General features: G+C 29.8%; 4 protein-coding genes. 1 reads left to right on the top strand and 3 read right to left on the bottom strand.

Annotated features, from left to right (window positions below):
- Positions 1–31 precede the first annotated feature (31 nt).
- A complete protein-coding gene (locus tag B2694_RS00300; protein ID WP_346884061.1) occupies positions 32–625 on the bottom strand; it encodes a GNAT family N-acetyltransferase in 594 nt (197 codons plus the stop codon).
- 685 nt (positions 626–1310) lie between these two features.
- On the opposite strand from B2694_RS00300, the gene B2694_RS00295 reads away from it, so the two are divergent.
- Positions 1311–2858 (top strand): ABC-F family ATP-binding cassette domain-containing protein, encoded by a 1548-nt coding sequence (locus tag B2694_RS00295; RefSeq protein ID WP_346884060.1) that lies wholly within the window; start codon positions 1311–1313, stop codon positions 2856–2858.
- Between the two features lie 49 nt (positions 2859–2907).
- Here B2694_RS00295 and B2694_RS00290 read toward each other — a convergent pair whose 3' ends face one another.
- Positions 2908–3801: an AraC family transcriptional regulator gene (locus B2694_RS00290; protein WP_346884059.1), complete on the bottom strand. Its 894-nt coding sequence runs from the start codon at positions 3799–3801 to the stop codon at positions 2908–2910.
- A 260-nt stretch (positions 3802–4061) separates the two neighbouring features.
- Positions 4062–5711 (bottom strand): hydroxylamine reductase, encoded by a 1650-nt coding sequence (gene hcp, locus B2694_RS00285; RefSeq protein WP_346884058.1) that lies wholly within the window; start codon positions 5709–5711, stop codon positions 4062–4064.
- Positions 5712–5878 lie beyond the last annotated feature (167 nt).

The following is a 5878-nucleotide window of genomic DNA, read 5'->3' as shown; positions in this document are numbered from 1 at the left end:
GAAAGTGCACTATTATAGTACATATATAACTTTAAACCATTTTTACCATTCTATATAAATATTGAGAAAAATACTTTTCTTCTTTTTCAAATTTATAATCTAAGTTTTCATAGAACTTTCTTACTTTCTCATCCTTAGCTAGCAGTGAACAACCTTTATATCCTTTTTCTTTAGCTATCTTTTCTGCTAACTTCATTAGTTCTTTTCCTATTCCAAGACCTCTAACTTTTTTAGTAGTTGCTAAGTTTGCTATATAAAGCTCTTTATCTCCACCCTCTTTTAAGTACATTCCTAAAATAAGGTCCTTTATAAATTTTATTTTTCCTTTAATCCCTTTTATCATATGAAGTAATTCAAAACTAGTTTTTGTATCTAAATGAGATATTTCTTCACTGTTTAAAAGAATTATAGCTCCACAGGTCTTTCCATTTAGTTCTGCTACCTTTATATTTAAATATGAATATCTAGATTCCTGACTTAATACTAGCCATTGAATCCTATTTAAAATCTCCTCTTTAGTGCCCTGGCCCCAAATATGATCTGGTGTTTCCTCAGTATCATATATAAGACCAGCGATAATGGGGGCATCCACCTCCGTTGCATCTCTTAATGTTAAGTTTTTCATAATTATCACTCTTTCATGAAATTTTTATTTAAATTTCTTAATTCTATTATATTATTATTAGAAACATTAATTAAGGCTTTAGATCCGCAGTATTTAGTACTTTTATGCTATTATTGAATTCTTACTAATTTATACAATTGTCCTATTAGTACTTATTAATGCCTACAATAAGTATTTTCTATAATATCTACTTCTCACTTCATTCTCTTAATTATAAACTCTTTACTAGGATTAGTATGAGGGCATGTTTAAAAGTAAAAGTTATTTTATTACTGTATTTACTTTTTCAACTACTATGGTATAATATTTATGTATATATGTAATAATAAATATATTGAATATTATTATATTTAAAATAAATTAATGCAAAGAAAGAGGTTGAGTCGAATTGTGTAAAATGGTAGTTCTTGTAAGTGTTTTAGGTTAATAACGGGATAGCTGCGCCCTTTTTTACCTAAACATTTGAATAGAATTATCTTTTACAGGATAAGACTCTTTTTTCATACTCTAAATCATATAAAATTTAAATTAGTATCACTACACTATTATTTTGTTATAGCTAATATGAGAACTAATTTTTTACTCTACTATGATTTAGAATATAATTTTCATTGCATTAATTTACATGAATTTTAAGGAAAGAGCAAAGCCTCTTTCCTTTTTTATTTTACGGAGGTATAAAGACATGAGTATATTAAATATTGAAAATATAAGCTTTAGTTTTGGAGATAAAACTATTTTTAAAAATATGTCCCTTAGATTACTAAAGGGCGAACACGCTGGTCTTGTTGGAGTTAATGGTGCTGGTAAGACTACCCTGTTTAACATCTTAACTGAAAAATTAATCTGCGATGAAGGTACTTTTACTAAAGCTTCTTCCTGTAAGATTGGATATCTTAAACAAAATTCTGATATAAACGAAAATTTAACAATAAAAGAAGTTTTAAGGGAAGCTTATAGAAATCTTTATGAATTAGAAGAAAAGATCTTACTCATAAGTAATAAGTTAGCTACCGGAGATATAGATGACTATGATAAATTAATCAATAAATTAGGTCATCTTCAAGATAGGCTGGATTGTAGTGAGTTTTATAATATTGAAAAGCATATTGAAACTATGTGTAAAGGGCTTGGTATAACTGCCCTTGGTATGGATACTCCCTTTAAAAATTTAAGTGGAGGTCAAAAAACTAAGGTTATGCTAGCAAAACTACTTCTTGAAGCTCCTTATATATTACTTTTAGATGAGCCTACTAATTATCTAGATAAAGAGCATATAGAGTGGTTATCTAAATATCTACATGACTATGAAAATGCTTTTGTGGTCATATCCCACGACACTAGCTTTTTAAACAATATTACAAATGTAATTTTTAATCTAGAGTTTTCCTCTATAAAAAGGTATATGGGAAATTATGATAACTTCTTAAAACTACAAGATGAGGAAAGAAAAAGATATATAGCTGAATATACTGCTCAACAAAAGGAAATTCAAAAGCTTCAGAACTTTATTGATAAAAATAAAGTTCGTGCTTCTACTGCAAAAATGGCTAAGGGTAGACAAAAGGCTCTTGATAAAATTGAAAAACTAGAAAAACCAAAAATAATTTCACCTAAACCTAGTTTTTCCTTTAATTTTAAAAGAACCTCTGCTTCCCTTGTGATGAAAAGCTCTAGTCTAACCATTGGCTACAGCTACCCACTTATAAAAAATCTTGATCTTACCTTAAAAAGAGGTGAAAAAATTGCCATTATAGGTTGCAATGGCATAGGTAAATCCACATTTTTAAAGACCATAATGGGAGTAATACCTCCAATAGATGGTGATATAAAACTTGGAGATTATCTGTACCCAGCTTACTTTGAGCAACAGGTTCATGGTTCAGACCATACTCCTCTTGAGGAAGTTTGGGATTCTTTTCCTAAAAAATCTCAGAGCGAAATAAGAGCTGCCCTTGGTCGTTGTGGTATTAAAAATGAGCATATGAATCAAAAACTAAAAACTTTAAGTGGCGGAGAACAATCAAAGGTTAGACTTTGCAAACTTACCTTAACTCCAACAAATTGGCTTTTACTTGATGAACCAACTAATCATTTAGATGCTATCTCTAAGGCTGAACTAAAAAAAGCTCTTATTGACTTTAAGGGTACTCTCCTTTTAGTTTGCCATGAAGTTGATTTCTATAAAGATTTAGCAACTCAGGTTTGGAATATGGAAGAGCTTTTAGTATAATTAGTAAGGATCAGCTATAAATTTATAGCTGATCCTTATTTATATATCCTTATTCAGTTTTAGACTCCACTCTAATCCAAGATTCACAATAGCCTTTGCCACTCTCTTTTTCATAATACATTTCTAAATCATAACCTTCTAATTTATTATAAGTAGATGTAGGTAGCCATTCAGTATGTGCCCTCTTATTTAAATCTTGAAAAGCAGTACTAACATCATCATTATCATATTCTTCTGAAGTAAAAATCGCCCAAGTAGCTGATGGAATCTCTACTATTTTATAGCCTGTGGTATCACTTTTATCACTCTTTAAAGCGCATATCATATATGGAAAAGTAGTACCACCAGTTTGTCTATAATCGCATATTGCATTTACTGGACATAACTCCTCTTGATTATTTAAGTTTCCTGTAGATTCAGCTAGCTTGTCACATTCCCCATTACTTTGTACCTCATCCCAAAACTTCGGTATCGTCCTTAAATTTTCATCATAATTCATGTCAAATATTCTTTCAATGCCATAAACTTGAAAAGCTTCTCTTGTTTCAATTCTATACTTCATTTCACTTACTCCTTTAATAGAAATTTGAAAGGATATACGTGGGTAAGCCTTTAGACTAATTCCCTTACTTCTTGCTGCTGTAGGAGTAATTCCATGCAAATTTTGAAATGCACGACTAAAAGCTTCTGGTGATTCATATCCATATTTTAGTGCAATATCGATAACCTTCATAGAGCTGTTTTGCAGTTCAAAAGCTGCCATAGTCATCCTTCTACGTCTAACATACTCTACCATTGAAATATCAGTAATAAAAGAAAACATTCTTTGAAAGTGATGCACTGAATACCCAATTTCATTAGCTACTTTCTCATAATCAATTCTATTAGTTATATTACTTTCCATATACTCAATGGCTCTATTCATTTTATCTAAAAGTTCCATATCTATCCCTCCTTTAATAAAAGTATATCAAGTTATAAAGCATTAAACCTTGCAGTTCTTGTCCTCTTCTGCAAGATTATTTAACTTTAATTATATATTACACTAAAATATATTTCTATATTATTATTTCACTTATATAGATTAACTTATATACAAAAATAAAGGTATTAACTTAATATATAAAGTCAATACCTTTATTTTTAATCATATATTTATAAGTTTAGGATAAATATATTAGGGGTTAATCAGGGGTAAATATATTATCCTAAAAACATTTCTAAATCTTCATCCACAGTTCCTATGCCTGCAATCCCAAAAGTTTCTACTAATACTTTTGCTACATTTGGTGATAAGAATCCTGGAAGTGTTGGTCCTAGATGAATATTTTTTACTCCTAAATAAAGTAATGCTAGAAGTACTATTACAGCTTTTTGCTCATACCACGCTATGTTATAAGCTATAGGAAGTTCATTTACATCATTTAGTTCAAATATTTCTTTTAATTTTAAAGCTATTACAGCTAATGAGTAAGAATCATTACACTGTCCTGCATCTAAAACCCTTGGAATTCCACCTATATCGCCAAGGTTTAATTTATTATAACGATATTTAGCACATCCTGCAGTTAATATTATTGTATCTTTTGGTAATTTTTCTGCAAACTCTGTATAATAATTTCTTGATTTCATTCTTCCATCACAACCAGCCATAACAAAGAACTTCTTAATAGCACCAGATTTAACAGCTTCTACTACCTTATCTGCTAAAGCAAATACTTGTGCATGAGCAAAACCGCCTACAATTTTACCCTTTTCAATTTCTTTAGGTGATGGTAATTTTTTAGCATGTTCTATAATTTCACTAAAGTCTTTAGCTTTTCCATCTTCTCTATCTTTAATATATTTAAATCCTGGATATCCAGTAGCACCTGTGGTATAAACTCTATCTGCATAACTTTCCTTTGGTGGTACTATACAATTTGTTGTAAACAGTATTGGCCCATTAAAAGGTTCAAATTCTTCATTTTGTTTCCACCAAGCATTACCATAGTTACCTACAAAATTAGAATATTTCTTAAAGAATGGATAATAGTGAGCTGGTAACATTTCACCATGAGTATAGACATCTACACCTGTATCTTTTGTTTGTTCTAAAAGCTCTTCTAAATCCTTTAAATCATGTCCTGATATCAATATAGCAGGGTTATTTCTAACTCCTATATTTACTTCAGTAATTTCTGGATTTCCATAAGCACCTGTATTGGCAGCATCTAGCATTGCCATAGTATCCATACCAAACTTACCTGTTTCTAAAGTAAGGGCAACTAGTTCATCTGCACTTAATGTATTATCTAATGTAGCTACTAATGCCTTTACCATAAAATCATAAACTTCTTCATTTTCTTTTCCTAAATTTAATGCATGTTCAGCATATGCTGCCATACCTTTTACACCATAAATAATTAATTCTCTAAGAGAACGTACATCTTCATTTTCAGTAGCTAATATTCCAACTTCAATAGCCTTTGATTTTTCTAAAAGCTCTAAATCACCTTGTACTACAAAAGTAGCAGCATCATGTAATTCTCCTAAATTTATTCCTTTATCCAGTAATTCTTTCTTAACTTCTTCTCTAAGTTCTATAGCTTCCTTTATTTTTTCAACAAATGCAGAATCATCAAAATTAGCATTTGTAATAGTCATAAATAATCCACTTACTATAAAATGATTAGCTTTAGGAAATCTTATACCTTTTTCTAATCCTTTTTGCTGAAAAATAGCAATTCCCTTTAGTAAATAAATCATTAAATCTTGTAAGTTAGCAACCTTCTCTGTCTTTCCACATACACCTCTTATTGTACAGCCTGTACCTTTTGCAGTTTCTTGACATTGATAACAAAACATACTCATTTAAAAACCTCCTTTAAAATTTTGTTTTAATTGGTTTTTTTAATCTATATTAATATAATATGTAATTTCACACTTAATTTCGGTATCTCAGGATACCATTGTTAGATATTTGTAAATTTTATGATTATTTATAGATTTATCAAAAGGGGGCTGTCGCACTAAGAAAT

Origin of the sequence: Clostridium sp. UBA4395, assembly GCF_002390995.1 — a bacterium.
Taxonomy (GTDB): Bacteria; Bacillota; Clostridia; order Clostridiales; family Clostridiaceae; genus Clostridium_J; species Clostridium_J sulfidigenes.
The sequence above is the reverse complement of the archived record's forward strand: the minus strand, read 5'-3'. Positions and strand labels throughout refer to the sequence as shown.